This window comes from Pseudomonas sp. C2B4 (assembly GCF_013359695.1).
GTDB lineage: Bacteria > Pseudomonadota > Gammaproteobacteria > Pseudomonadales > Pseudomonadaceae > Aquipseudomonas.
Genome location: NZ_JABFMU010000029.1, coordinates 17,239 through 42,850, shown reverse-complemented (window position 1 = coordinate 42,850; position 25,612 = coordinate 17,239). Strand labels below are relative to the sequence as shown.

Below are 25,612 nucleotides of genomic sequence, written 5' to 3'. Positions count from 1 at the left end.
AATGGAATGAGCCTTACACCACCACGAAGATACTGGCTGACCGGGGCAAGCAACGGCATTGGCGCAGCGTTGGCTGAAGAAATACTGAAAACCGGCGCCCATCTGGCAGTGAGTTCACGCTCGGGGGAGCCGTTGAGCGTTTTGTCCCAGCGCTTTCCAGGCCAGGTACTGATAGTGGCTGGCGATCTGACGGATAGTCAGACCGTGCGGGAAATCGGTGAACAGATCGCCGAAGCCTGGGGCTCCCTGGACACGGTCATCATCAACGGTGGCACCTGCGAATACGTGGACGCCAAACAGCTCGACGCTTCGATTGTCGAACATGTGGTGCGCACTAATTTGCTCGCCAGCAGCTTTTGCATCGAAGCCGCCTTGCCACTGTTGCAGAATGGTATCGCGCCGCATCTGGTAGGTATGGCCAGTTCAGTGACTTTCCTGCCGCTGCCCCGGGCTGAAGCCAAGGGCACTTCAATAGCCGGGATGCGACATCTGTTTGAATCCCGGCGCATAGCACTGGCACCAGAGGGCATCGAAGTCACGGTTGTCGGCCCCGGTTCTGTCGATAAGTCGCCGACGATGAACAACGATTTGCAGATGCCGCACAGTTGGCCAGCGGATAAAGCCGCACGACACATTTTCGCCCAACTCAAGGATCGTCCGCTGGAAATCGCGTTTCCAGGGCTGTTCATGGCTGCGCTCTGGCCGCTCTCGAATATGCCTGATCAGGTGAAGTGGGAAATCGGCGAGCGCATGGTACACAGCAGTCCGCCGATCAAGGACTGACCATAAGCGCACGACTCAAGCCTGGCGGATGAAGCAGAGCGTCCGTCAGCGCTTTCACACACTGGCGGCCGACTGCCTTACACTGCGCGCCATGAATACCATTCCCCACACGCAAATCACCGAGACGGCCGTCACGTGCTCGACCTGCGCAGCCTGTTGTTGCCAGCTTGAAGTCATGCTGATCACCGACACCGGTGTGCCCGAGCGATTTATCGATACCGATGACTGGGGCGGGGAAGTCATGTTGCGTCTGGATGACGGCTGGTGCGCCGCATTGGATCGCGACACGATGATGTGCACCATCTACGAAAAACGCCCACTGATCTGCCGGGAGTTCGAGACGGGCGCACCGGAATGCATTGAAGAACGCCAGGGAATCTTGACGGCGTATCGCTGAAGACAGTGTTCTCTGGATACCTGTGGGAGCGAGCCTGCTCGCTCCCACATTGAAAGCATCGGCGGATTACAGCGGCATCGTGTAATGCAGCGCGTAACTTTCTACACCATCGTTCGGGCTGGTAATCCCGGCATTGGAATAGTGCGTTGCGCGAATCCCGACTTCATGTCCGCCCGCAAAGCGCAAACCGACACCGAATCGATCTTCGAACTGAAACGCACTGCCCAGATTGTTGTTTTCGACTTCGGTGCTGGAAAACACCGCAACCCCCACGCCCAGCTCAACGTACGGCTTGATGTTCTGGCCGGCAAACTCGTAAACGAATACGGGAGAGAACGACAGGCTGTGATTGCTGGAGGTTTTGTCGCCGTCCCAATAGGTGTAGGCACCGCTCCAGTAACCGGTCAATCGACCCAGGTCACTCTGCCACCAGCTCTTGTCCCAATCGAATTGCATGCCCAAGCGATAGGTCATGGTCGACTCGCCCGTCTGGCCGACCCCGAACTCAACGCCTGCCGCTTGCGCGGTAAAACTGTGCCCCATCAGTGCGACCGCAATCGCGGCCAAGCAAAATAGTCGCTTCATAGAAACATCCTTTCCGCCCGATTTCGTTTGTTTTTTTTGTTGCTTGACGCACACAGCTATAGAAGTCGACGGTTTATCAGAAGTTCACCCCATCTGTTGGCTTACCCCAATGTGCTTACCCTTGAAAGCTTTGCACAATGCCAGCGGTATTCCACAAAATAGGTAAGATATTTCTGAAATGATCCGGATCAGCACTGGTCCAGAACTGCGCAGCACGGACAGGCCCATCGGCAAGCAGCTCTCGCTCGGCCAGCAAGCGTTGGAGCTGTCGTGCTACAGCGGCGCCGGTGTCGATCAGGCTGATGTCGTCGGGGATCATCTGCTGGAGCAGCGGTTTGAGGAAGGGGTAATGGGTGCAGCCGAGGATGATGGTGTCTGCACCCGCGCCGAGCAGAGGACGCACATAATCTTCAAGCAACTGGCGCAGGGCGGGACTGTGCAGATCGCCCTTCTCGATCAGCTCGACCAACCCCGGGCAAGGTTGGGTGATCACCCGTACATCGGCAGCGAAGCGATCGAGCAACGCCGCGAACTTGGCGCTTTGTAGCGTGCCCGTCGTGGCCAGCACCCCGACCACACCGCTGCGGGTGGCCGCGGCGGCGGGTTTGACCGCTGGCTCCATGCCGACGATGGGCCATTCGGGATAATCCCGGCGCAGGTCTGCAACGCCCGCGACCGTTGCGGTGTTGCAGGCCAGTACCAGTGCCTTGGCGCCCTGCCGTTGAAAAAAATCGGCCATGACGCTGCAACGCTGTCGGATAAATTCCGGGGTTTTCTCGCCGTAAGGAATATTCCCGCAATCGGCGACGTACAAAAGAGATTCATTGGGCAACAAACGCTGGATCTCGGCCAGCACCGAAAGCCCGCCGACACCAGAGTCGAACACGCCTATGGGCGCTTCACGCATGCTTGGACCCACAGACGCTGCAGCCCGGATCGCGCTTGACCCGCAACTCACGGAAGCGCGAGCCCAACGCGTCGATCAACAACAGGCGCCCTACCAGCGGTTCGCCAAAACCCGCCAGCAGCTTCAGTGCTTCGAGGGCTTGCAGGCTGCCGACCAGCCCCACCAACGGACCGACCACTCCGGCTTCGCTGCAGGTCAATTCCGCCTCGCTGCCGTGCCCGTATAAACAGTGGTAGCACGGGCTCTCCGGACGTCGCGGATCGAACACCGACAACTGCCCCTCAAGACGTATCGCCGCGCCACTAACCAGTGGTTTTCCGGTGGCGACGCAAGCTGCATTGACCGCTTCACGGGTGGAAAAGTTGTCGGAACAGTCGAGGACCAGATCTACTCCCGCCACAACAGCAGCCAGGGAGTCTTCATCCAGCGCTGCGCGATGGGCGACCAGTTGAATCTCGGGATTGATGGCCGTCAGGCGCTTGATCGCCGAATCGACTTTGCTCATGCCGACGCTGTCGGTGTCATGAATGATCTGGCGTTGCAGGTTGGTCAGATCGACCGTATCAAAGTCCGCCAGATGCAACTCACCCACACCCGCCGCCGCAAGGTACAGCGCCACCGGCGCACCAAGACCGCCAAGGCCGACGATCAATACCCGGCTGTCTTTAAGCCGCAACTGACCGTCGATGTCGATGTGCGCCAGCAGAATCTGCCGGCTGTAACGCAGCAATTCCTGATCATTCAGCACGGCAAACGTCCCAGACTGATGCGTTGATGACCGCCAAGATCGGTGCGGCTGTGGACCTCTTCAAAACCACGGGTCAACAACAGGTCGCGTACCGCCTCGGCCTGGTCGTATCCGTGTTCGAGCATCAGCCAACCACCGACCTCCAGATGATCCGGCGCCTGGGCGACGATCAAGCGCAGATCGTCGAGCCCGTCGATGCCGGCCACCAATGCACTGGCCGGCTCGAAACGCACGTCGCCCTCCACCAGGTGCGGATCGGTCGCGGCGATATACGGCGGATTGCTGATAATCAGCTGAAAACGCTGGCCTTCCAGAGCGCTGAACCAGTGACTGCTCAGTACCGTGGCGTTGTTCAGGTGCAGGCGCTGGCGATTGCGCTCGGCCAGGGCCACAGCTTCGAGCACGCGATCCACGGCGGTCACCTTCCATGCCGGACGCTCGCTGGCCAGGGCCAGAGCGATGGCGCCGCTACCGGTGCCAAGGTCCAGCACTTTTGCCGGTGTGGCCGGCAGCAGTTCGAGTGCGGCCTCCACCAACAACTCGGTGTCTGGACGCGGGATCAGCGTGTGCGGCGCCACTTCCAGATCGAGCTTCCAGAAACCTTGCTGACCGAGAATGTAAGCCACCGGCTCACCGCCACGGCGACGCTGCAGGTACTCGGCGAAGGTCAGTGCCGCTTCGCTCGGGACGATGCGCTCGGGCCATGTGTGCAGAAAGCTGCGGGACTTGCCCAACGCTGCCGCCAGCAACAATTCGGCATCCAGACGCGCCGTGGGCGAATCGGGCAAATCGGCGGCGCGCAACAAACTGGCAATGATCGTCATTTACTCACCTATCGCTGCCAATTGATCGGCCTGGTATTCGGCCAGCAGCGGCTCAATCACTGCCTCGACGCCTCCGGCGAGGATTTCATCGAGGGAGTACAGCGTCAGGTTGACCCGATGATCAGTCACCCGCCCTTGGGCAAAGTTGTAAGTACGGATGCGTTCGGAGCGATCACCCGAGCCCACCAGCAACTTGCGTTCGCTGGCGATGGCATTGGCGGCGGCGCTGGTCTGCTGGTCATTGAGCTTGGCGGACAGCCAGGCCATCGCCCGGGCACGGTTCTTGTGCTGCGAACGCTCTTCCTGGCACTCGACCACGATACCGGACGGCAAGTGGGTGATGCGGATCGCCGAATCGGTCTTGTTGACGTGCTGACCGCCGGCACCGGAGGAGCGGTAGGTATCGATCCGCAGGTCCGCCGGGTTGATTTCGATCGCTTCCTGTTCGTCCGGCTCGGGCAGTACCGCCACGGTGCAGGCCGAGGTGTGAATGCGACCCTGGGACTCTGTCGCCGGGACCCGTTGCACGCGATGGGCGCCGGATTCGAACTTCAGCTTGCCGTAGACGTTGTCGCCTTCGACCCGGGCGATGACTTCTTTATAGCCGCCGTGCTCACCCTCGTTTTCCGAGAGGATCTCCACCCGCCAGCCACGCCGCTCGGCATAGCGCGAGTACATGCGGAACAGGTCGCCGGAGAAAATCGCCGCCTCGTCGCCACCGGTGCCGGCGCGGATTTCGAGGAACACGTTGCGTCCGTCGTTCGGATCCTTGGGCAGCAGCATGCGTTGCAGGTTGGCTTCCAGTTCGACCAGGCGCTCCTTGGCCTCACGGACTTCTTCCACGGCCATTTCACGCATGTCCGGGTCGCTGTCCTTGAGCAGTGCCTGGGCACCTTCGAGGTCAGCCTGCACCTTGAGCAACTGTTTATAGGCTTCGACAACCGGTTCGACTTCCGCATATTCCTTGGAATAAGCGCGAAACTTGTTCTGATCGGAAATGACTTCGGCGTCGCCAAGCAGCGCGGTCAGTTCTTCGAAACGGTCCTGGAGAATGTCCAGTTTATTGAGCAGTGACGCTTTCATTGCGGTTTTTTATCCGAAAAGCTTTCCGATGAGCCCTCATTAAGGGCAAAGAGTTCCTGGGCCATCGCCAGCGCATCGAGGCGACCTTCGGCAGAGAGCTTTTTCAACTGCACGCTCGGTGCGTGCAACAGTTTGTTGGTCAGGCCACGCGCCAGTTGCACCAGCACTTCTTCGGCACTGCCGCCATTGGCCAGCAGGCGCTGGGCCTTTTGCAGTTCTTCGTCACGCAGGCGTTCGCTCTGTTGACGATAGGCCTTGAGCACGTCCACTGCCGCCAATTCGCGCAGGCGGACCATGAAATCCTCGGCACCGACCGAGACCATTTCTTCCGCCGCTTGCGCCGCGCCCTGACGGCTCTTGAGGTTCTCGGCAACCACTTCGTGGAGATCGTCGACGCTATACAGGTAAACGTCGTCCAACTCGCCGACTTCTGGTTCGATATCGCGAGGAACGGCGATATCCACCATGAAAATCGGCTTGTGTTTACGCAGTTTCAGCGCACTTTCGACAGCGCCCTTGCCGAGAATCGGCAATTGGCTGGCGGTCGAACTGATCACGATGTCGCTGCGCACCAGCTCTGCCGGAATGTCGGACAACAGCACCGCATGTGCGCCGAACTGTTCGGCCAGGATGCTGGCGCGCTCCAGGGTGCGGTTGGCCACGACGATGCGTTTTACCCCGAGATCATGCAGGTGTCGGGCGACCAGGGTGATGGTCTCGCCCGCGCCAATCAACAAGGCCTGGCTGCGTTGAAGGTCGCTGAAAATCTGTTTCGCCAGGCTGACCGCGGCAAACGCCACGGACACCGGGTTTTCACCGATGGCCGTGTCGGTACGCACCTGCTTGGCCGCGTTGAACGTGGCCTGGAACAGCCGCCCGAGCAACGGCCCGATGGTGCCGGCCTCGCGGGCCACGGCGTAGGCCGATTTCATCTGGCCGAGAATCTGCGGTTCGCCCAGCACCAGCGAATCGAGCCCGGAAGCGACGCGCATCATGTGACGAACTGCCGCATCATCTTCGTGCACATAACTGCTCGCGCGCAGCTCTTCGAGGCTCAATTGATGATATTCGGCCAGCCAGCGCAGTACGATATCCGCCGACAGGTGATCCTGTTCTATATAAAGTTCACTGCGATTGCAGGTGGAGAGGATCGCAGCTTCGCGGCTGTCGGTGAGTCGGCAGAGCTGCTGCAAGGCCTCAACCAGCTGCTCAGGGGTAAAGGCCACGCGCTCGCGGACGTCTACTGAAGCAGTCTTGTGGTTAATACCGAGTGCAAGGAAGGCCATTCAAAGTCGCTGATGGTGACGTGAAGCCGGCAATTGTCCTACTTCGTCAGATTCAGAACAACTACTCGCTATCTATCGCTTCGTTAGTCAGTCGCAGGGGTTGCGAGCGGTTCTCGTTTACACGGACGTCGGTGCCTCCGCAGAGTGCCGCACCGGGTAAATTGGCGGGCCGGTTATGTTTGACCGAAGGCTTGTGTCATGATGATCCGACCGCAGGTTAGTCGTCCTCTTCCTATATGAATAGATCTTCCGCGTTGCTTCTCGCTTTTGTCTTCCTCAGCGGCTGCCAGGCCTTGGCACCCGTATCGTCGGACGGTACGCCGCCGGCTGAAGACAGCACCCCGGCGCCTGAAAAACCCAAGGTTTACAGCTCATTCAGCGAAGACACGGTCTTCAGCCTGCTGAGTGCGGAACTGGCTGGTCAGCGCAATCGTTTCGACATTGCGCTGGACAACTATGTAACCCAGGCCATCAATACTCAGGACCCTGGCATTTCCGAGCGGGCATTTCGCATTGCCGAATACCTGGGCGCCGATCAGGCAGCCCTGGACACCGCACTGATCTGGGCAAAGAACGCCCCGGACGACCTTGAGGCGCAACGGGCCGCAGCGGTGCAACTGGCGCGTGCCGGGCGCTATGACGATTCCATGGTTTATATGGAAAAAGTCCTGCAAGGCAAGGGCGACACCCATTTCGACTTCCTGGCCCTGTCCGCGGCCGACACCGACCAGGACACACGCAACGGTTTAATGAAGAGTTTCGACCGTTTGCTGCAGCGCCATCCGAACAACAGCCAGCTGATTTTCGGCAAGGCATTGCTGTTGCAACAGGACGGCGACTCCCGAGGCGCGCTGACCCTTCTGGAAAACAATCCACCGGACGATGGCGAGATCGCCCCGATCCTGCTGCGTGCGCGCCTGCTGCAAACCCTCGATCGCGGCGATGAAGCCTTGCCGCTGCTGCAAAAAAGCATCAAGAAATACCCTGATGACAAGCGCCTGCGCCTGACCTACGCCCGCATGCTGGTCGAACAGGACCGCATGGACGATGCCAAAGCCGAGTTCTCGAGCCTGGTCCAGCAGTACCCGGAAGATGACGAGCTGCGTTACTCCCTGGCGCTGGTTTGCCTCGAAGCCAAGGCCTGGGACGAGGCCAAAGGTTATCTGGAAGACCTGATCGCCCGCGAAAGCCACGTCGACTCCGCGCACCTGAACCTCGGGCGCATCGCCGAAGAACGTAACGATCCACAGGGCGCGCTGATCGAATACGGCCAGGTCGGCCCGGGCAACGATTACCTGCCGGCCCAATTGCGTCAGGCCGATATCCTGATGAACAACGGCAAGACGGCCGAAGCCCAGAGCAAACTCGCGGCCGAGCGCGATGAACAACCGGAATACGCGATCCAGCTGTACCTGATCGAAGCCGAAGCCCTGTCCGCCAACAAACAGGGCGATAAAGCCTGGAGTGTCCTGCAAAAAGCCCTGCAGCAATACCCGGACGACCTCAACCTGCTATATACCCGAGCCATGCAGGCGGAAAAACGCAATGACCTGGCGCAGATGGAAAAGGACCTGCGACTGATCATCAAGCGCGACCCGGACAACGCGATGGCGCTCAATGCCCTCGGCTACACGCTGTCCGACCGCACCACGCGTTATGCCGAAGCCAAGGCCCTGATCGAACAGGCGCACCAGATCAACCCGGAAGATCCGGCGGTACTCGACAGCCTTGGCTGGGTGAATTTCCGCCTGGGCAACCTCGACGAAGCGGAACGCCTGCTGCGTCAGGCGCTGGAGCGCTTCCCCGACCAGGAAGTCGCCGCGCACCTGGGTGAAGTGCTGTGGGCCAATGGCAAGCAGCGCGAAGCCAGACAAATCTGGGGCAAGTTCCTCAAGGAACAACCCGACAGCCCTACCCTGCGCAGCACCATCAAGCGCCTGACCGGATCAGAGACTCTTTAAGATTATGTTTTTGCGCCACATCATCGTTTTCAGCTTCATTGCTCTGCTCGCCGGTTGCGCGGGCTTTGGTTCCCGCGAATCGGTCGGGGGGCACGGTAACGCCACCCAATGGCGCGAACACAAACAGCAACTGACCAACCTGGACGGCTGGCAGATCGACGGCAAGATCGGCATTCGCGCGCCAAAGGATTCCGGCAGCGGCACACTGTTCTGGCTGCAGCGCCAGGACTACTACGACATTCGCCTCTCCGGCCCCTTGGGTCGCGGTGCCGCACGCCTGACCGGGCGCCCCGGCAAGGTGTCCCTCGAAGTCGCCAACCAGGGCCGCTACGAAGCGCCGACCCCGGATGTGCTGCTTGAAGAGCAGTTGGGCTGGAAGCTGCCCGTTTCCAATCTGGCCTGGTGGGTCCGCGGGCTACCGGCTCCGGACAGCAAAAGCCGCGTGACCCTGGACGGCGACAGCCGCCTGGCCAATCTGGAACAGGACGGCTGGCAAGTCGAGTACACCGCCTATACCGAGCAAAACGGTTACTGGCTGCCCGAGCGGATCAAACTGCACGGCACCGACCTGGATGTCACCCTGGTGATCAAGACCTGGCAACCGCGCAAACTGGGGATATGACATGCCGGCCAATCGACTGACCCTGCCCTCCCCGGCCAAACTCAACTTGATGCTGCACATTCTCGGTCGCCGCGAAGACGGCTACCACGAACTGCAGACGCTGTTTCAGTTTCTCGATTACGGCGATGAAATCACCTTTGCCCTGCGCGAAGACGGTGTCATTCATCTGCATACCGAATTCGAAGGCGTCCCGCACGACAGCAACCTGATCGTCAAAGCCGCAAAAAAGCTCCAGGAACAATCCGGCTGTACGCTCGGTATCGATATCTGGATCGAAAAAATCCTGCCCATGGGTGGCGGTATCGGCGGCGGAAGTTCGAATGCGGCGACAACACTGCTCGGCCTGAATCATCTCTGGCAACTGGGTTGGGACGAAGATCGGCTGGCCTTGCTGGGCCTGACGCTGGGCGCCGACGTCCCGGTTTTCGTGCGCGGCCACGCGGCTTTTGCGGAGGGCGTGGGAGAGAAACTGACGCCGGTTGACCCCGAGGAACCCTGGTATGTCGTGCTGGTGCCGCAAGTCTCTGTAAGCACAGCAGAAATTTTTTCCGATCCGTTGTTGACACGTAACACGCCGCCCATTAAAGTGCGCCCCGTTCCCAAGGGAAACAGTCGTAACGACTGCTTGCCGGTGGTAACAAGACGTTATCCAGAGGTACGTAACGCCTTGAATTTGCTAGGTAAATTTACCGAAGCAAAACTCACCGGAACTGGAAGTTGTGTGTTTGGGGGCTTCCCAAGCAAAGCTGAAGCTGATAAAGTCTCGGCCCTTCTTACAGAGACCCTTACAGGATTTGTAGCAAAAGGAAGCAACATTTCGATGTTGCATCGCAAGCTGCAAAGTCTGCTCTAAAGGAATCGAGTACACGGTACTCGTTGCAACAGATACAGGGGCGTCGCCAAGCGGTAAGGCAGCAGGTTTTGATCCTGCCATGCGTTGGTTCGAATCCAGCCGCCCCTGCCATTTTCCTATACTCATCCAGGTATACCCTCAGCCTTCAGGTACTGCGCGTGTCCAAGATGATGGTCTTTACGGGGAACGCTAACCCCGATCTGGCTCGGCGTGTCGTACGTCAGCTGCATATCCCTCTCGGTGACATTTCTGTCGGTAAGTTCTCCGACGGCGAAATCACAGCCGAGATCAATGAAAACGTCCGCGGTAAAGACGTCTTCATTATTCAGCCGACTTGCGCTCCGACCAACGATAACCTGATGGAACTGGTAGTGATGGCTGATGCCTTCCGCCGCTCCTCGGCTACTCGTATCACTGCTGTTATTCCTTACTTTGGTTATGCCCGTCAGGATCGCCGTCCGCGTTCCGCACGTGTGGCTATCAGCGCGAAAGTCGTTGCTGACATGCTTACCGTAGTCGGCATCGACCGTGTTCTCACGGTTGATCTGCATGCTGACCAGATTCAGGGCTTCTTCGATATTCCGGTAGATAACATCTACGGCTCCCCGGTTCTGGTGGATGACATTGAAGATCAGCGCTTCGAAAACCTGATGATCGTGTCCCCGGACATTGGCGGCGTCGTGCGTGCACGTGCCGTTGCCAAATCCCTGGGCGTGGATCTCGGGATCATCGACAAACGCCGTGAGAAAGCCAATCACTCTGAAGTGATGCATATCATCGGTGATGTCGAAGGGCGTACCTGTATCCTGGTCGATGACATGGTCGATACCGCCGGCACCCTGTGCCACGCGGCCAAGGCCTTGAAAGAGCATGGCGCTGCCAAGGTTTTCGCCTACTGCACGCACCCTGTGCTGTCGGGTCGGGCGATCGAAAACATCGAAAATTCCGTGCTGGACGAGCTGGTGGTGACCAACACCATCCCGCTGTCCGCTGCAGCACAAGCCTGTGCGCGTATCCGTCAACTGGATATCGCACCGGTAGTTGCCGAGGCGGTCCGCCGCATCAGCAATGAAGAATCGATCAGCGCGATGTTCCGCTAAGGGCCCTGCCCTTCTCGAACCTCTCGTTGACGAAAAGCGCCCCGCCCCGGCATTCCTGTCGGGGCGGGGCTTTTTTGCCCATATCGCCTTTAGCGCTGGTCGCAAACGCTGGGGCGAATGTGGTTATTTTGGAGATACAACATGAACGATTTTACTCTGAATGCTGAAGTGCGTTCCGACCTGGGGAAAGGTGCGAGCCGCCGCCTGCGTCGTCTCGCAAGCCTGGTTCCAGCTGTAGTTTACGGTGGCGAAAAAGCCCCTGAATCCATCAGCATGCTGGCTAAAGAAGTTGCCAAACTGCTCGAAAACGAAGCGGCTTACAGCCACATCATCGAGCTGAACGTTGGTGGCACCAAGCAAAACGTAATCATCAAGGCACTGCAGCGTCACCCGGCCAAAGGCCACGTGATGCACGCTGACTTCGTACGCGTTGTAGCTGGCCAGAAACTGACCGCTATCGTGCCTGTACACTTCGTTGGCGAAGAAGCTCCGACCAAGAAAGGCGGCGAGATCTCGCACGTTGTTTCTGAAATCGAAGTGTCCTGCCTGCCGAAAGATCTGCCTGAATTCATCGAAGTTGACCTGGCTAACGCCGAAGTCGGCTCGATCATTCACCTGTCCGACCTCAAAGCCCCTAAAGGCGTTGAGTTCGTTGCTCTGGCACACGGCGATGACAAGGCTGTTGCCAACGTCCACGCTCCACGTGTTGCTCCAGAAGCTGCAGAAGGCGCTGCAGAGTAATTTTACTCTGTACGCCGGAGTGACCGGAAACATCGCGGACTAGAGCGTAGCGAGAAAGCGGGCGAGAACGCGGAGTTTACATCATGGTAAATGAGCAATTTTCGTCCACTTTCGCCGCACTCCCCGATCGCGGCGATGTTATCCACCACTCCAAGGAAGGGCCCCTATCGTGACTGCCATCAAACTGATCGTTGGCCTGGGTAATCCAGGCGCCGAATACGAACAGACCCGGCATAACGCAGGGGCCCTTTTTGTTGAGCGCATCGCGCACGCACAAGGCGTCAACCTTGTGGCCGATCGCAAGTATTTCGGCCTGACCGGGCGCTATTCGCACCAGGGTCAGGATGTTCGTCTGCTGATTCCCACCACCTACATGAACCGCAGCGGCCAGGCCGTAGCGGCACTTGCCGGTTTCTTCCGCATCAAGCCCGAAGAAATCCTGGTGGCACACGACGAACTCGACCTGCCTCCGGGCGTTGCCAAACTCAAGCAGGGCGGCGGCCATGGCGGTCACAACGGGTTGCGCGACATCATCGCGCAATTGGGCAATCAGAATACCTTTCACCGCTTGCGGCTTGGCATTGGCCATCCGGGCGTTGCCAGTATGGTTTCAAATTTCGTCCTGGGTCGTGCGCCACGCGCCGAACAGGAAAAACTCGATGCCAGCATCGATTTTGCCCTCGGCGTGCTGCCGGATATCCTCGCCGGTGAATGGAACCGTGCGATGAAAAACCTGCACAGCCAGAAGGCCTGACTTTTACCCGAGGGGAAACACCATGGGATTCAATTGCGGCATCGTCGGCCTGCCTAACGTCGGCAAGTCCACCCTGTTCAACGCCCTGACCAAATCCGGTATCGCGGCCGAGAACTTCCCCTTCTGCACCATCGAGCCCAACAGCGGTATCGTGCCGATGCCGGATTCGCGTCTGGATGCCCTGGCAGCCATCGTCAATCCGAAGCGCATCCTGCCGACCACCATGGAGTTCGTCGACATCGCCGGCCTGGTTGCCGGTGCATCGAAAGGTGAAGGCCTGGGCAACAAGTTCCTGGCCAACATCCGCGAAACCGATGCCATCGCCCACGTGGTCCGCTGCTTCGAAGACGAGAACGTGATTCACGTCTCCAACAGTGTCGACCCGAAACGCGACATCGAAATCATCGACCTGGAACTGATCTTCGCCGACCTCGACAGCTGCGAGAAGCAACTGCAGAAAGTCGCGCGTAATGCCAAGGGCGGTGACAAGGATGCCGTGGTCCAGAAAGGCCTGCTGGAGCAACTGATCGCTCACTTCACCGAAGGCAAGCCGGCGCGCAGCCTGATGAAGAACATGGGCACCGACGAGAAAGCCGTGATCAAGGGCTTCCACCTGCTGACCACCAAACCGGTCATGTACATCGCCAACGTCGCTGAAGACGGTTTCGAAAACAACCCGCACCTGGACGTGGTCAAGGCCATCGCCGAAGAAGAAGGCGCCGTGGTTGTTCCGGTGTGCAACAAGATCGAAGCGGAAATCGCCGAACTGGATGATGGCGAAGAGAAAGACATGTTCCTCGAAGCCCTGGGCCTCGAAGAACCTGGCCTGAACCGCGTGATCCGCGCCGGCTACGAAATGCTGCACTTGCAGACTTACTTCACCGCCGGTGTCGAAGAAGTCCGCGCCTGGACTGTTCGCGTCGGCGCCACCGCACCACAAGCCGCAGGCGTGATCCACACCGACTTCGAAAAAGGCTTCATCCGCGCCGAAGTGATCGCCTACAACGACTTCATCCAGTACAAGGGTGAAGCCGGTGCCAAGGAAGCCGGCAAATGGCGCCTGGAAGGCAAGGAATACATTGTTAAAGACGGCGACGTGATGCACTTCCGCTTCAACGTGTAAGACACAACGCCCAAGAAAAAGCCGCGTTTGATACGCGGCTTTTTTGTGCCTGAAACTTTATCCACCGCACCACCGAAGTACTGTGGGAGCGAGCCTGCTCGCGAAGCGGGCGTGTCAGTCAACACATCCGCAGCTGACACTCCGCCTTCGCGAGCAGGCTCGCTCCCACAAGGGAAATCTGTAGGGCTCAGGCCTTTTTGGTTCTTGGCAGGAAGATCGCCAGCACACCCAGCAACGGCAGGAACGAACACAGGAAGTAGACGTATTCGATGCCGTGAATGTCCGCCAAATGCCCCAACAGTGCGGCGCCGATCCCGCCGAAACCGAACATCAGGCCGAAAAACACCCCGGCGATCATCCCGACATTGCCCGGTACCAGCTCCTGGGCATAAACCACAATGGCCGAGAACGCCGACGCCAGGATGAAGCCGATCACCACGCTGAGAATGCTGGTCCAGAACAGGTCGACATGCGGCAGGATCAGGGTGAACGGTGCGACGCCGAGGATCGAGAACCAGATCACCGCCTTACGCCCGATCTTGTCGCCGATCGGTCCGCCAAAGAAGGTCCCCGCCGCTACCGCCCCCAGGAACAGGAACAGGTGCAGCTGCGAACTGGCCACCGACAAGTCGAACTTCTCGATCAGGTAAAAGGTGAAGTAACTGGTGATACTGGACATGTAGAAGTACTTGGAAAACACCAACAGCCCGAGTACGACCAGCGCGCTGATCACCCGGCCCTTAGACAGGCCATGAGTCGCCGCCTGGCCTTGTTTGAGCTTGAACAGGCTCAAGTGATTGGCGTACCAGCGACTGATCCGGTAGAGCACGAATAGCGCGAAAACAGCAAACAAACCAAACCAGGCTACATGACCCTGCCCATAGGGAATGATGATCGCCGCCGCCAGCAAGGGACCGAAGGCCGAACCCGCATTGCCGCCAACCTGAAAGGTCGATTGTGCCAGCCCGAAGCGCCCGCCCGAGGCCAGCCGCGCCACGCGAGAAGCTTCAGGGTGAAAGGTTGAAGAACCAATGCCGATCAGCCCTGCGGCCAACAGAATCAACGGGAAGCTGCCCACGACTGACATCATCAGAATACCGATCAATGTGCAAACCGTGCCGGCCGGTAGCAGCCAGGGCTTGGGATGGCGGTCGGTGTGATAACCCACCCACGGTTGCAGCAACGAGGCTGTCAGTTGAAAGGTCAGGGTGATCAGGCCGACCTGGGTGAACGTCAGGCCATAACTGGCCTTGAGCATCGGGTAAATCGACGGAAGCACCGATTGAATCAGGTCATTGATCAAATGCGCCAGCGCCACCGCGCCGATGATGCGCATGACCAGCGGACTGCTTTGCGAAGAAGCGGACGCCGACGCAGGGGCGGACTGAACGTTACTGATAGCCATGAGGAATTCCGGACAACAGGTAGGTGCACACAGGCAGGTGCGCCAATGTGCCATTTTTCGGTGCAGTCGCGCCATCCCCTTAGCCTGCTAACGACTTCGATGTTCGCCGCCGAAAAAGTGATAGCTCATAGCCATGGTCTGAATCTTGCCTTGGTTATCCGCTTGAACGCGGCCCCCTTACAAAGGGGACCGAGAATGGGAAGTTTCGCCACAGAGTCGGCCTACAGAGCGGGCAAAGGTGAACTTTCGAGGCCTTTTAAAGGGGCACACGTCAGGGGCGCAAACACCCCGACGCACGCCATCGGTGCGTGGTGTCCAAAGGAGTCATGGGGCATGCAGGCTTTTTTATCACCGGGGATCGGACTGCTGGGGCGTTTTGGGTTCGCGCGTAAATTCCAGCTGTTGTTTCTACTGTTTATCCTGCCGCTGGCCGGCAGCCTGTGGATGATCGGTCAGGATTATCGCGACAAGCTGAACCTGATCTCCGGCGAACGTGCCGGGGTTCGACAACTGCTTGCCCTCGATGCGCTCGATAACCTGCTGGCGGCACAACGTGATCGCGCAGCGCGTTGGCGCGCGACCGAAACCAATCGCCAACCGACACCTGCCACCCTCGCCGCCATGGCCGCGTTCGATGCCGTGCAACCTGCTGTCGCAAAGGCTGCTGCGGATCTGCATGACACGTTGCAAAAAGAAGGTGCCGAGGGCGAAACCCTGTCCCGTTACCAGGCGTTGCAAACTGCGCTCAATGGCCTGGACTCCAAGAGCTTGAGCAGCGTTGGCTGGTGGCCGGATGGCTACGATCGCTTCACCAGCGCCTTGAGTGCCTTGCAAGCCTTGCGCGAACAAATCGCCATGGACAACCGCCTGACACTGGCGCCATGGCTGGAAACCTATCTGCTGACGCAGATTTCCACGCAACACGCACCAGACCTGATCGAACGGGTCGGCCGTCTGGCCAGTGTCGGCCAGGCCTCGGTAGTGTCCGGGCAATTCACGCTGCAAAGCCGTCTGCAACTTCGTGACTTGCGCAGCCGAATCGGCGATGCCCGTGAGCAGTTGGTGAAAACCGCCGGTTTGCTCGAAGCGCGACTGCCCGCTGCCCTGCAGTCTTGGGCCGGTCAGTACCATGACAGCCTCAAGCACCTCGATGCAGGCCTGAAAGTCCTGGATGACGGTGTGTTCGGCGGCAGCATCAACCTCAAGCCGGAAGACTTCGAGCGCAGTCTGGACGCCCTGCTCTCTGACCTCGCGGCGTTGCGCCAGCAATCGCTGGTATCGCTGGATCAACGCCTGGATTATTACCACGACTCGGCGATTCGCCAATTCATCGTCGTGGCGAGCATTTTCGGTTGCCTGCTGCTGGCCGCGCTGTACCTGTTCATCTGCTTGCAGGCATCAATCCGCCGCAGTGCCAGTGGCATCACCTTGCTGGCCGAAGCCCTGCGCGACGGTAATCTGAGCCTGCAAGTGCCCGTACAAGGCCGGGACGAATTGGCTGCCATCAGCACCGCGCTCAATGTCGCCGTCCTGCAACTGCGGACCAGCTTGCTGGGGGTCGATCACGAAACCCTGCAACTGAGCCATGCGGTGCAAACCCTCAATCATCACTCCAGCGGCGCCCTCGGCGAAGTTGAAGCCCAGCAACTGCAGATCAGCCAGATTGCCGCCGCGGCGACGCAATTGGCCGCGACCTCCCAAGGAGTGGCCGAGAGCTGTGAACGGGCCTCTGGCAGCGCCCAGCACACCCAGCGCATTGCCGCCGACAGCAGCCGTGACAGCCAGCGCACGACGGCGAGTATCCAGCAGCTCAATCAACGTTTGAACGACACCGCTGCCGCCCTGGGACGGGTCAGTGAACAAGGGCAGCAGATTCAACTGGTGGTCGATACCATTCGCGGCGTTGCCGAGCAAACCAACCTGCTGGCACTCAATGCCGCCATCGAAGCCGCTCGCGCGGGCGAACAGGGTCGCGGTTTTGCGGTGGTGGCCGACGAGGTGCGCAGCCTGTCACAACGTACCCAGTCATCAACCGCCCAGATCGCCGGGACGGTCGACAGCCTGCGAAGCACGGTCAACGAAGCGGTCAGCCTGATGGAAGCTGCCTGCGGCCAGGCACAATCCGATGCGCAATCCGTCACCGGCCTGGGTGAACGCCTGGGTGAAATTGCCAGTGCCGTGCAGGGCGTCACCGACACCCTGGCGCAGATCGCCACGGCGGTCGACGAACAGGCGAGCACCGCCGACGAAGTCAGCGGCAACATCCAGCAAGTCGATCAGGCGGCGGTTCGCTTGCTTGAAGGCGCACGAGCGGTGAACCTGGCAGCCGACACCTTGAGCCAGGGCAGCAAGGCCTTGAGTGCCAATACCGGCAGGTTCCAGCTCAATTGACGCCCTCCTCCAAGCCGTTTTTTCGGCTCAGGAGGATAAGCGGTTGAAAGTGTAGAGAAATATTTTAGATTTATGCTTGACGCATCTGCATTACCGGTGAATAATGCGCGCCACTTGGCTACATAGCTCAGTTGGTTAGAGCATAGCATTCATAATGCTGGGGTCCGGGGTTCAAGTCCCTGTGTAGCCACCAAGTACTAAAAACGGCTTACCGAAAGGTAGGCCGTTTTTTTATGCCTCGAGAAAATGGTCGTTCATTGGCGCATGAAAATTGTAGGAGCGAGCATGCTCGCGATGGACTCAAGAGCACCGCGCTCAACCAGTAAGCACGCGTAATCGTTGACGACCATCGCGAGCAAGCTCGCTCCTACACGAAACAGCCTCAGCTATGAATCGTCGGCAGCGCCGACAATGCCCGCTCCCATATCTGCCAGGTGCGCAGCCAGACCATGGCCTGCCAATCGCTATCCGCCGGATAGAACTGCTCAAGCAGATTCAGTTTGATCTCGCGCCCTACCCCATCACTCGGATTGCCATGCAAATGCAGCCAGTGATCATCGCGCAAGTAACGATGCACCTGCGGGCCCGGATACGTCCCGCACTCGATGACGAATGGCATCAACCGCACCTGCGGCAGTGCGTTGAGCAATGCCTGCGAGGTGTAGCCGGTCGCAGTGGCCGCAACGCCGGTTTCGCTCAGCGTTTGCGCACCGGTCTGCAAGGTGTAGAGCCACGGACCATAAATTGCCTGGGCATCGGCCAGCGCCGGATAAACCGCCTCGGTGATGGTCAGCAACATCGGATGACCGTACTCCCCCGCCCCCGTGTGCAAGTCGAAGCACAGGGCGACATCGGCATGAGATACATGCTTCTGAACGATCTGGTGCAACGTTCGGTTCGACCAGCTCGGCGCCAGCCCGCCGTAAAACAATCCATCGGGATACGCATGCTGACCGCCCTCGACAATCGACATCACCGCCGGCCAACCGTGCCTGCGGAGTTGATCATCGAGCAACGCATCCGCGCGATCGCGCTCGGGGCCTTGCAACTGCGTACAGGCATAGATTTCGTGCAGCGCATCGTAGGCCTTGTTGTCCGGCAATGATTTCTCGAAGTTCAGGTGATTGCGGTTCAGGTCGATATTGTCTTCGTTCACCCGGCGCAACCACGCCATGCCCCATGGGTTGATCGAATGGATCATCACCACGGCGACATCGGCCGGCAGCGAGCGTTTGCCCAACTCCTGTAGCCATTTGATCTGACAACCCGAGCCATAGAAGCCTTCGACGCCATGGGTGCCGCTGAGCGCAATCAGCAGGCGCTTGGCGCCAGGATCGCCCAGTACCGCCACGTCAGTGCTCAAATGCTCGCCGAACGGCCCTTTGAGCGGGTGTGGATACTCCGTCAATGTCGCCCCGGCCGCGGTGGCCGCCGCGAGGAATTGTTCACGCTGGGAGCGATAGCTGGGCTGGGTCGGAAACTCGGTGTGCATGTGCGCCTCTTGTTGATTGTTCTGGCCTGGCTGTTGGCAACGACCCTACAGAAATTCCGCCCATTCATGAAGGACAAAAGCGCCTTTGTCGCCGGTCTCGGTTTGCGCCATTGGGTGGTGGCCGATAAAGTCCCCAGACCCTTTTCCCAGGACGGAGTGCCCAACGTGTTTTCAGCCTTCCACTTGAGCCGCTTTCGCCTGTCGGCACTGTCGCTGATCGCCGCCGCGATAACCCTGGGCGCCTGCAACGCTCCACCCTCTTCGCCGTCGATCTCGAAGCTGCCACTCGCACCGGAAAGCGCCTCAGGTTATCGCACCGACCTGCAGACCCGGCACGCCTCGAAACACATGGCGGCAGCCGCCAACCCACTGGCGGCCGAAGCCGGGCGAGAGATGCTGCGCCGCGGCGGCTCGGCCATCGATGCGGCGATTGCCATGCAGGCGGTATTGACGCTGGTCGAGCCGCAATCGTCGGGCATCGGCGGTGGCGCGTTGATCGTGCTGTGGGATGGCAAGTCCGTGCGTACTTACGATGGTCGCGAAACGGCACCGGCCGGCGCCACCGAGAAACTATTCCTGCAAGCCGATGGGCAACCGATGGCGTTCACCCAAGCGCAGATTGGCGGTCGCTCGGTGGGGACGCCCGGCGTGTTGCGCGCTCTCGAACTGGCCCATCAAAAACACGGTCGCCTGCCATGGGCGCAGTTGTTCGAACCGGCCATCGATCTCGCCGAACAAGGCTTTGCCATCTCGCCGCGCCTTCATCTGTTGATCGCCTCGGACTCAAAGTTGCGCCACTCACCCGACATGGCGGCGTATTTCCTGAATGCCGACGGCAGCCCGAAAGCCATTGGCACACGCCTGAAAAACCCGGCGTTGGCCGCCGTGTTCCGACGTATCGCCAAGGAAGGACCTGACGCCCTGTACAAAGGCATCATTGCCGAAGAAATCGTGAAGAAGGTTCAAGGCCACACCAACCCGGGCAGCCTGTCGCTGACCGACCTCAAGGGCTACAGCGCCAAGGAACGCGATCCGCTGTGCACCGACTACAAACGCTGGCAGGTTTGCGGCATGCCGCCGCCATCATCGGGCGGGATCGCCGTGGCGCAGATTCTGGGGACGTTGCAGGCACTGGAAACGCGCGATAAACGTTTCGCCCTGGCACCGATGAAGCCACTCAAGACCCACTTCCCCGCCGGTATCGAACCGTCCGCCGACGCTGTGCACCTGATCTCCGAAGCCGAGCGCCTGGCCTATGCCGACCGCGCCCAATACGTGGCCGACACGGACTTTACACCGGTACCCGTTAAAGGCCTGGTGGACCCGGTCTATCTGGCCAGCCGCGCCGCGCTGATCGGCGAGCGCAGCATGGGTACGGCCCAACCGGGAACGCCACCGGGCATTCAGGTGGCTTACGCGACGGATCGCTCACCGCTGCGAATCTCCACCTCGCAAGTGGTGGCCGTCGATGACCAGGGTGGCGCCGTGTCCATGACCACCACCATCGAATCCGCCTTCGGCTCGCACCTGATGGTCCAGGGCTTCCTGCTCAACAACGAGATGACCGACTTTTCGTTCATCCCTGAAGAGAACGGGCAAAAAGTCGCCAACCGCGTCGAGCCGGGCAAACGCCCGCGCTCGTCCATGGCCCCAACGCTGATCTTCGACCGCCAGACTGGCGAATTCGTCGCCAGCGTCGGCTCTCCCGGCGGCTCGCAAATCATCGAATACGTCGCCAAAACCACCGTCGGCCTGCTCGACTGGAACCTCGATGCGCAAGCGGCCATCAACCTGCCCAACTTCGGCAGCCGCAACGGCCCGACCGAACTGGAACGCGGGCAGTTCAGCCCGGCACTGATTCAGGCGTTGAAGGACAAGGGCCACAACGTGAGCGAAATCGACATGACCAGTGGCACCCAGGCGATTGTTCGGGTAAAGGACGCGCAGGGCAATGCGTCACTGGCGGGCGGCGCCGATCCTCGGCGGGAGGGAGAATCGTTGGGGGATTGATTGGTACGCAGACGTGAGAAAGGGCTTACCGTGCGGCAGGCCCTTTCTCATGGAACATCTGAAATCAGGCCGGCACGCCCAAAATGATATGTGACGCCTTGATCACCGCCGTCGCACTCACGCCCGGCGCCAGGCCCAGTTCAGCCACGGCATCGCGGGTGACGATCGAGTAGACCTCGGTGCCGCCGTCGAGCTTGATCACCACCTCCGCGTTCACCGCGCCATCAGTGACGCTGGTGACCTTGCCTTCAAGGCAGTTGCGCGCCGACAGGCGAATGTCGCTGGAATCGGTCATCAGCATGACCCATGGCGCCTTGACCAACGCGACCGCTTCCTTGCCAACCGCAAGGCCGAGGTTCTTCACGCTTTCCATCGTGACCACGGCCACCAGCTCATTGCCACCGGGCAACTTCAGGGATATTTCCGCGTTGACGGCACCGGACTGCACTTGGCTGATGGTGCCTTTAAACACGTTACGGGCGCTGACCTTCATGATTTTGTAGCCTCTGCTGGTTATTATTGTATACAACCTACAGCATCATTCTGTCTGAGCGGGCATGACGCAATGTCACACCCACTTAACGACTGATTTTCAGCGCTTGTCGAGCCTGGTGTTTTTCCAGCGCCAGGTCGATCAACCGCGTGACCAGCTCACTGTAGGTCATTCCAGTGGCTTGCCACAGTTTCGGGTACATGCTGATGCGAGTGAATCCCGGCAGTGAGTTGATTTCGTTGATCAGCACCTCACCGCTGTCGGTCAGAAACACGTCGACCCGCGCCAGCCCGGAACAACCCAACACCTGAAACGCCTCGACGGCCATGGCACGGATGCGCTCGCTGGCCTCCACACTGATATTGGCTGGCACCACCACTTCGGCAGCCTTGTCGTCGATGTACTTGCTGTCGTAGGAATAAAACCCGCTGTGCACCACGATCTCGCCACAACCGCTGGCGATGGCGTCGTCATTGCCGAGCACGGCGCATTCGATCTCGCGGCCGCTGACGGCGGACTCGACCAGTACTTTTTCATCGAAACCCAATGCCAACCCGATAGCCGCCGCGTATTCGGCCTCGTCGGTGACCTTGCTCACGCCGACGGAAGAGCCCTGGTTCGCCGGTTTGACAAACAGGGGCAATCCCAACTTATCCACAACATCGGTGAATTGAATCCGAGCCGCAGAGGCACGGTTCAGCGTCACGAACGGCGTGACCGCCAGTCCGGCATCCCGCAGCAGGCGCTTGCTGATGTCCTTGTCCATGCACACCGCCGAACCCAGCACATCGGAGCCGACAAACGGCAAATCAGCCATGCGCAGCAGTCCTTGCAGGCAACCGTCTTCACCAAGGGTGCCGTGGACAATCGGGAAGATCACATCAACATGCCCCAGCAGCTCCTGACTGGAGGTTTCCACTAACTGCTGGCTGGCCTTGCCCGGAACGACCGCCAATTCGCGGTTGGATTGATTGAGGGCGATCAGGGCCGGATTTTCCTGATTGAGCAGGAAATTCGAAGGGTCGTTGAGGTGCCAGTGGCCTTGTTTGTCGATACCGATGAGCACCGGCTCGAAACGCGAACGGTCCAGGGCATCGACGATGTTTTTCGCCGATTGCAGCGACACTTCATGCTCAGCCGAGCGGCCCCCAAAGATGATGCCTACACGCAGTTTGCTCATTCAAAACACCTCAACGATTGGCCACCAGATGCGCGCCGAACAGCAGGTAACAACTGCCGGCAAAGCGATCCAGCCATTTGTGTGAACGGTCGTAGATCCGCGACATCCGACGGCTCGAGAACAGCAGCGCCACACTGCAATACCAGCTAAAGGACAAGGTCGCCATGGTCAGCACGGCCAGCGCCAGCAGTGTGGGCGGTATTGAAGCGGGCATGGCGGTGGCGAAGATTGTCGCCACGAACAGGGCTGCCTTGGGATTGGTCATGTTGCCCAGAAAACCCTGACCATACACCGACAACAAGGTGCGTGCCGGTCCGCCACTCGAACCATCAGCCGCCGTCATCGCAGCTTTGCGCTTGAACTGTTTCAAGCCCAGATAAATCAGGTAACAACCACCGGCGATCTTGAAACCCAGATAAAGCGTCGGTGCCGCGCTGAACAGCGACTTGATGCCCATGCCTCCCGCCAGCCCCCAAAGCACCGTACCCGTCGCCACACCCAGCGAGGCGACGACGCCATGACGCTTGGACTGACTGACGGCCAATTGCGCGATGTTGAAAAAATTCGGCCCGGGCGTCACCACCGCGACCGACCACAGCAACGCCAGCGACAACAACGGTGCAACATAGCTCACGTTCAAGTGTTCCATTGCATTGATCACTGTGTGGTTAATGAGTTGGATGCAGCGCCAGGGCAAACCCGACCGCAATACCTGCTTTTACTCGCCGTCAGGTACGTGAATCAACAGGTCTCCGGGCTGGCAGTCCAGATGTTTGCAAATCGCATCCAGAGTCCCAAGCCTCAGCCCCTTGACCTTGCCTTGCTTCAACAACGACAGGTTCGCCTCGGTAATGCCAATAGCGGCAGCGAGGTCTTTGGATTTGACCTTGCGCATCGCGAGCATCACATCCAGCTGAATGACAATTGACATAGAAATCTCAAACGAAGTTGCGGTATTCGGAGTCCACTTCACTGGCCTGCCTGAGAATACGCGCGATGATCGCTATACAGGCAGCCAGAAATAAAGCCACGAAGGTGGGCGCCGTGACACTGATGGTTATCAGCCGCTCACCCACGGGAGCGTTCATCGTCACCCAAAGGCTGAGCAGTGGCTCGCATAGAAAATCGAACACCACCCAAAGTGCTACGGCCCTTCCAACCAACCCCAAATGAACGGCGGCCGCGCTGGAAAAATAATCACCGCGTGAATAGCTTTGGAACAAGCGACGCAAGTGTGCCAAACCGTACGCCAGCGCCAGCAACGGTACACTCGACAACAAAATGCCCCCCAGTTTCTGCCACCATGGAAACAACATTGCCTGCTCAGTGATAGGTGAGAGCTGGCGATCGGTCAACGCGAAACCGAGCCTCCATCCGTCCTGCGCCGCCAGAAACGGAAAGAGCCACAGCGCGCTATTGATCGCCAGCATTGCAACGATAAGAAAAAGCGTCACCGCAGCCATGCGTTGACTCAGTTGAGCGAGACGATTGGAAGTCACGGCACTACCCCAATAGAAATGGATGTGCGTAAAACCTAAGCCAAGAATTATCGCAAAACAATAATTTATTACTGCAATACACATATAGAAACGCATCTGCGTGCACTGCGCATGATTCAGAATTGCGTAACCGTGTTGCTTACGGCGACAGGATTTTGCCGTCCAGCGGATCGCCAATGGTCAGGAAATGCCCACCCGCCACGTGGTGCAAAGTGCGCAACGCATCCTGACCTTCGAAGTGCCAGCGCCCGTCGCTGAACACGCGTTCGTCGGCCTGAGCGGCAATCACTTCGGCCAGGAACAGATCATATTGTTGATGGTTATCGGGCTCCGGCAGCAGACGGCATTCCAGCCAGGCGACGCAGCCTTCGAGCATCGGCGCCTCGATCAACTCGGCATTGAAGGTCTGCAAGGCATAGGTCTGGAACTTGTCACGTCCTTGATCCCGAGTCAGCTCCAGGCCGGACGTCGAACCGACGGTTTGCACAATATCGGCCTGCGCGGCGCAGGGAACGTTCAACACGAAAGTGCCCGACGCTTCCAGCAGTTGGCGGGTCCAGGTGGACTTGTCCAGTACCACGGCGATTTTCGGCGGTTCGAAATCCAGTGGCATGGCCCAGGCTGCCGCCATGATATTGCGCTCGCCACCATGGGCGGCACTGACCAGCACGGTCGGCCCGTGATTGAGCAAACGATAGGCTTTGGGCAAAGGGACCGGGCGGCGGTGGGAGGCACTCATGGATGTCTGCTCCTGGGGAAAAGAGCCGATTGTAGCGGGTCCTTCTGTCTGTAGGAGCGAGCTCGCTCGCGATGGGTGTCATGTCTACGCGGGCATTCAGGGCGCACGCGTTATCGTTGAAGACCATCGCGAGCGAGCTCGCTCCTACAGGAAGACTTCTCAGGTCGACAGCTGATTGGCGAACTGCCCCACCGCATTCACGACTTTCTGGGCGCCATCCTGGATCTCGACAATTACCGTGCCCGCTTCCGCCGCGAGCGCCAGCCCCTGTTCCGCCTGGAGCTTGCCGTCGGTCATCAGGGCCACGGCGTTGCGGGCCATGTCCTGGTTTTGACGCACCACCAGCACGATCTCATCGGTGGCCTGGCTGGTGCGCGAGGCCAGTTGCCGAACCTCGTCCGCCACCACCGCAAAACCTCGTCCCTGCTCACCGGCACGGGCTGCTTCGATAGCAGCGTTGAGCGCCAGCAGGTTGGTTTGCTCGGCGATACCGCTAATGGTTTTGACGATGGTTCCAATGACCAATGACTGCTCGTTCAGAGCTTCGATGCCGTCGCCCGCGGTTTGCATGTGCTTGGCCAGATCACGCATCACGTTCACCGCCTGCGTCACCACCGCATTGCCACGCTGGGCGCT

Annotated in this window: 25 protein-coding genes, 2 tRNA genes and 1 pseudogene; 13 read left to right on the top strand and 15 right to left on the bottom strand. The window is 59.3% G+C overall.

What is annotated here, in order from left to right; all coding sequences use genetic code 11:
- The first annotated feature begins 6 nt into the window (after nucleotides 1-6).
- Together HNQ83_RS18475 and HNQ83_RS18470 are read left to right on the top strand one after the other, a co-directional pair.
- The gene (locus tag HNQ83_RS18475; RefSeq protein WP_175390259.1) at nucleotides 7-783 is read left to right on the top strand and encodes an SDR family oxidoreductase; all 777 of its coding nucleotides are present in this window, start codon (nucleotides 7-9) and stop codon (nucleotides 781-783) included.
- Nucleotides 784-874: 91 nt separating this feature from the next.
- Nucleotides 875-1,180 (top strand): YkgJ family cysteine cluster protein, encoded by a 306-nt coding sequence (locus HNQ83_RS18470; protein WP_175390289.1) that lies wholly within the window; start codon nucleotides 875-877, stop codon nucleotides 1,178-1,180.
- A gap of 66 nt (nucleotides 1,181-1,246) precedes the next feature.
- Here HNQ83_RS18470 and HNQ83_RS18465 read toward each other — a convergent pair whose 3' ends face one another.
- The 6 genes from HNQ83_RS18465 to hemA all read right to left on the bottom strand — a co-directional run bounded on the left by HNQ83_RS18465 (nucleotide 1,247) and on the right by hemA (nucleotide 6,613).
- Nucleotides 1,247-1,765: an acyloxyacyl hydrolase gene (locus HNQ83_RS18465; RefSeq protein ID WP_175390258.1), complete on the bottom strand. Its 519-nt coding sequence runs from the start codon at nucleotides 1,763-1,765 to the stop codon at nucleotides 1,247-1,249.
- 115 nt (nucleotides 1,766-1,880) lie between these two features.
- Entirely contained in the window at nucleotides 1,881-2,672 is a 792-nt protein-coding gene (murI, locus tag HNQ83_RS18460; protein WP_175390257.1) for a glutamate racemase, read from the bottom strand.
- Nucleotides 2,665-3,420, bottom strand: a complete 756-nt coding sequence (locus HNQ83_RS18455) for a molybdopterin-synthase adenylyltransferase MoeB (protein ID WP_175390256.1) — start codon at nucleotides 3,418-3,420, stop codon at nucleotides 2,665-2,667. Before HNQ83_RS18455 ends, murI begins: the two co-directional genes overlap by 8 nt.
- Nucleotides 3,414-4,244 (bottom strand): peptide chain release factor N(5)-glutamine methyltransferase, encoded by an 831-nt coding sequence (gene prmC, locus HNQ83_RS18450; protein WP_175390255.1) that lies wholly within the window; start codon nucleotides 4,242-4,244, stop codon nucleotides 3,414-3,416. The genes HNQ83_RS18455 and prmC overlap by 7 nt, the downstream gene beginning before the upstream one ends.
- A complete protein-coding gene (gene prfA / locus HNQ83_RS18445; protein ID WP_175390254.1) occupies nucleotides 4,245-5,327 on the bottom strand; it encodes a peptide chain release factor 1 in 1,083 nt (360 codons plus the stop codon).
- A complete protein-coding gene (gene hemA, locus HNQ83_RS18440; protein WP_175390253.1) occupies nucleotides 5,324-6,613 on the bottom strand; it encodes a glutamyl-tRNA reductase in 1,290 nt (429 codons plus the stop codon). The genes prfA and hemA overlap by 4 nt, the downstream gene beginning before the upstream one ends.
- A 236-nt stretch (nucleotides 6,614-6,849) precedes the next feature.
- On the opposite strand from hemA, the gene HNQ83_RS18435 reads away from it, so the two are divergent.
- The 8 genes from HNQ83_RS18435 to ychF all read left to right on the top strand — a co-directional run bounded on the left by HNQ83_RS18435 (nucleotide 6,850) and on the right by ychF (nucleotide 13,767).
- Entirely contained in the window at nucleotides 6,850-8,574 is a 1,725-nt protein-coding gene (locus tag HNQ83_RS18435; protein ID WP_175390252.1) for a tetratricopeptide repeat protein, read from the top strand.
- 4 nt (nucleotides 8,575-8,578) lie between these two features.
- Entirely contained in the window at nucleotides 8,579-9,196 is a 618-nt protein-coding gene (gene lolB / locus HNQ83_RS18430; protein ID WP_175390251.1) for a lipoprotein insertase outer membrane protein LolB, read from the top strand.
- A gap of 1 nt (nucleotide 9,197) precedes the next feature.
- Complete coding sequence (ispE, locus tag HNQ83_RS18425; protein WP_175390250.1) at nucleotides 9,198-10,049, top strand: 4-(cytidine 5'-diphospho)-2-C-methyl-D-erythritol kinase; 852 nt, start codon at nucleotides 9,198-9,200, stop codon at nucleotides 10,047-10,049.
- Between the two features lie 36 nt (nucleotides 10,050-10,085).
- Nucleotides 10,086-10,160 (top strand) — tRNA-Gln (locus HNQ83_RS18420).
- A 47-nt stretch (nucleotides 10,161-10,207) separates the two neighbouring features.
- Complete coding sequence (locus HNQ83_RS18415; RefSeq protein ID WP_003171603.1) at nucleotides 10,208-11,149, top strand: ribose-phosphate pyrophosphokinase; 942 nt, start codon at nucleotides 10,208-10,210, stop codon at nucleotides 11,147-11,149.
- Nucleotides 11,150-11,290: 141 nt separating this feature from the next.
- Nucleotides 11,291-11,890 (top strand): 50S ribosomal protein L25/general stress protein Ctc, encoded by a 600-nt coding sequence (locus HNQ83_RS18410; protein WP_175390249.1) that lies wholly within the window; start codon nucleotides 11,291-11,293, stop codon nucleotides 11,888-11,890.
- Nucleotides 11,891-12,059: 169 nt separating this feature from the next.
- Entirely contained in the window at nucleotides 12,060-12,644 is a 585-nt protein-coding gene (gene pth / locus HNQ83_RS18405) for an aminoacyl-tRNA hydrolase (protein ID WP_007905795.1), read from the top strand.
- A 22-nt stretch (nucleotides 12,645-12,666) separates the two neighbouring features.
- Entirely contained in the window at nucleotides 12,667-13,767 is a 1,101-nt protein-coding gene (gene ychF / locus HNQ83_RS18400) for a redox-regulated ATPase YchF (protein ID WP_175390248.1), read from the top strand.
- Nucleotides 13,768-13,954: 187 nt separating this feature from the next.
- On the opposite strand, the gene HNQ83_RS18395 is transcribed toward ychF, so the two are convergent.
- Nucleotides 13,955-15,172, bottom strand: coding sequence for an MFS transporter (locus HNQ83_RS18395; protein ID WP_175390247.1), 1,218 nt, complete (start codon nucleotides 15,170-15,172; stop codon nucleotides 13,955-13,957).
- 333 nt (nucleotides 15,173-15,505) lie between these two features.
- Between HNQ83_RS18395 and HNQ83_RS18390 the strand changes: the two genes are divergently transcribed.
- Together HNQ83_RS18390 and HNQ83_RS18385 are read left to right on the top strand one after the other, a co-directional pair.
- Nucleotides 15,506-17,563, top strand: a complete 2,058-nt coding sequence (locus HNQ83_RS18390) for a methyl-accepting chemotaxis protein (RefSeq protein WP_175390246.1) — start codon at nucleotides 15,506-15,508, stop codon at nucleotides 17,561-17,563.
- Between the two features lie 116 nt (nucleotides 17,564-17,679).
- Nucleotides 17,680-17,756 (top strand) — tRNA-Met (locus tag HNQ83_RS18385).
- A gap of 189 nt (nucleotides 17,757-17,945) precedes the next feature.
- On the opposite strand, the gene HNQ83_RS18380 is transcribed toward HNQ83_RS18385, so the two are convergent.
- Nucleotides 17,946-19,055, bottom strand: a complete 1,110-nt coding sequence (locus HNQ83_RS18380) for a DUF2817 domain-containing protein (RefSeq protein ID WP_175390245.1) — start codon at nucleotides 19,053-19,055, stop codon at nucleotides 17,946-17,948.
- A gap of 165 nt (nucleotides 19,056-19,220) precedes the next feature.
- Here HNQ83_RS18380 and ggt point away from each other — a divergent pair, with 165 nt between their 5' ends.
- Nucleotides 19,221-21,065, top strand: coding sequence for a gamma-glutamyltransferase (gene ggt / locus HNQ83_RS18375; protein ID WP_175390288.1), 1,845 nt, complete (start codon nucleotides 19,221-19,223; stop codon nucleotides 21,063-21,065).
- Between the two features lie 64 nt (nucleotides 21,066-21,129).
- Here the strand turns inward: ggt and HNQ83_RS18370 are convergent, their stop codons facing one another.
- The 7 genes and pseudogenes from HNQ83_RS18370 to HNQ83_RS31680 form a co-directional block, all read right to left on the bottom strand.
- A complete protein-coding gene (locus HNQ83_RS18370) occupies nucleotides 21,130-21,558 on the bottom strand; it encodes a molybdopterin-binding protein (protein WP_175390244.1) in 429 nt (142 codons plus the stop codon).
- Between the two features lie 85 nt (nucleotides 21,559-21,643).
- Nucleotides 21,644-22,738, bottom strand: a complete 1,095-nt coding sequence (ddlA, locus tag HNQ83_RS18365) for a D-alanine--D-alanine ligase (RefSeq protein ID WP_175390243.1) — start codon at nucleotides 22,736-22,738, stop codon at nucleotides 21,644-21,646.
- Nucleotides 22,739-22,748: 10 nt separating this feature from the next.
- Nucleotides 22,749-23,387 (bottom strand): LysE family translocator, encoded by a 639-nt coding sequence (locus HNQ83_RS18360; protein WP_175390242.1) that lies wholly within the window; start codon nucleotides 23,385-23,387, stop codon nucleotides 22,749-22,751.
- Nucleotides 23,388-23,456: 69 nt separating this feature from the next.
- On the bottom strand, nucleotides 23,457-23,669 hold the full coding sequence (locus tag HNQ83_RS18355; RefSeq protein WP_175390241.1) for a helix-turn-helix transcriptional regulator: 213 nt from the start codon (nucleotides 23,667-23,669) through the stop codon (nucleotides 23,457-23,459).
- A 7-nt stretch (nucleotides 23,670-23,676) separates the two neighbouring features.
- A complete protein-coding gene (locus tag HNQ83_RS18350; RefSeq protein ID WP_175390240.1) occupies nucleotides 23,677-24,237 on the bottom strand; it encodes a DUF2975 domain-containing protein in 561 nt (186 codons plus the stop codon).
- A gap of 139 nt (nucleotides 24,238-24,376) precedes the next feature.
- Nucleotides 24,377-24,976: a flavin reductase family protein gene (locus HNQ83_RS18345; protein ID WP_175390239.1), complete on the bottom strand. Its 600-nt coding sequence runs from the start codon at nucleotides 24,974-24,976 to the stop codon at nucleotides 24,377-24,379.
- 159 nt (nucleotides 24,977-25,135) lie between these two features.
- Nucleotides 25,136-25,573, bottom strand: a pseudogene (locus tag HNQ83_RS31680) (methyl-accepting chemotaxis protein); the annotation flags it as partial.
- Nucleotides 25,574-25,612 lie beyond the last annotated feature (39 nt).